At 42.0% G+C, this 1548-nt stretch carries 1 protein-coding gene; it reads right to left on the minus strand.

The features are described 5' to 3' along the window. Positions 1-1460 (minus strand): alkyl hydroperoxide reductase subunit F (gene ahpF / locus D9K81_RS18170; RefSeq protein ID WP_121524030.1); only part of this gene is annotated, 1460 nt, incomplete at its 3' end. Positions 1461-1548: the final 88 nt, after the last annotated feature.

The following is a 1548-nucleotide window of genomic DNA, read 5'->3' on the forward strand; positions in this document are numbered from 1 at the left end:
GCAGCAAATACACCTTTCACATTGGTTTCATTACGTTCGTTAATCACGATCTCACCACGGTTTGAAAGTTCAACCGCTGTTTCTTTGAGGAAATCTGTGTTTGGCAATAAACCAATTTGTACAAAGATCCCTGCAAGTTCTACAGTATGTTCAACATCTGTTGCACGGTCTTTGTATTTGAGTGCAGTCACTTGTGAACCATCACCCACAACTTCAGTCGATAAAGCATTTTTGATCACAGTGGTGTTTGGCAAGCTATTCAATTTGTCTTGAAGCACTTGGTCAGCACGTAGTTTGGTATCAAATTCAACCAGTGTTACGTGTTCAACAATCCCTGCAAGGTCAATCGCAGCTTCTACACCTGAGTTACCACCACCAATTACAGCAACACGTTTGCCTTTGAACAATGGACCATCACAGTGTGGGCAGTACGCAACACCACGTGTTTTGTATTCTTGCTCACCAGGTACATTCATTTCTCTCCAACGTGCACCTGTAGATAGGATCACTGTTTTCGATTCAAGTTTTGCACCATTTTCAAGTGTTACTTCAACTAAACCATTCGCTGTTGCATCTGCGCCTTTAATGTCAGATACACGTTGTAGGTTCATAATGTCCACACCGTATTCACGTACGTGTGCTTCCATTTCAGCAGCAAACTTCGGACCTTGGGTCTTTTGTACTGATGTGAAGTTTTCAATGTCCATGGTATCCATGACCTGACCGCCCATGCGCTCAGCCACAATACCTGTACGAATGCCTTTACGTGCTGCATAGATTGCAGAAGTGTTCCCTGCTGGGCCACCACCAATTACAAGTACATCAAACGCGTCTTTGGCATTCAACTTTTCAGCATCTTTAGCAGCAGAGTTGGTATCCAATTTCGCAACGATTTCTTCAAGCGTCATACGGCCTTGACCGATATGTTGGTTGTCTTGGAATACCATCGGTACAGCCATGATTTTGCGTTCTTCAACTTCGTCTTGGAAGAATGCACCATCAATCATGGTTGCAGTTGTACCTGGGTTGTAGATTGCAATCAGGTTTAATGCTTGAACCACGTCTGGGCAGTTATGACAGCTTAAAGAAACAAACACATCAAAATCAGATTGGATTGCAAGGCCTTTAATTGACGCTAAAACTTCATCAGACACTTTCGGTGCATAGCCTGAAGTTTGTAGCAATGCCAAAATCAAAGACGTGAACTCATGACCCATAGGTAAGCCAGCAAAGAATACACGTGGTTGTTCACCTGCTTTTGCAACACCAAAGCTTGGTGCACGTTTGTTTTGACCGTCAAAACGTGCAGTCACTTGTGGTGAAAGGGTAGCCACTTCTTCAACGAGTTCTTTGATTTTTGCAGACTTGTCTGAATCATTTAAAGTCGCCACCAATTCAATTGGGCTTTCAAGGCGTTCAAGGAGTGCTTTTAATTGAGCTGAAGTATTTTGATCTAACATTGCTAACGTCTCCAAAGGAGTAAATGTATATTTGATGAGATAAGAATAGGATAAATATAAAAATAGATAAAACGGTTTGTTTTTATAA

This window comes from Acinetobacter chengduensis, assembly GCF_003664645.1.
Lineage (GTDB): Bacteria > Pseudomonadota > Gammaproteobacteria > Pseudomonadales > Moraxellaceae > Acinetobacter > Acinetobacter chengduensis.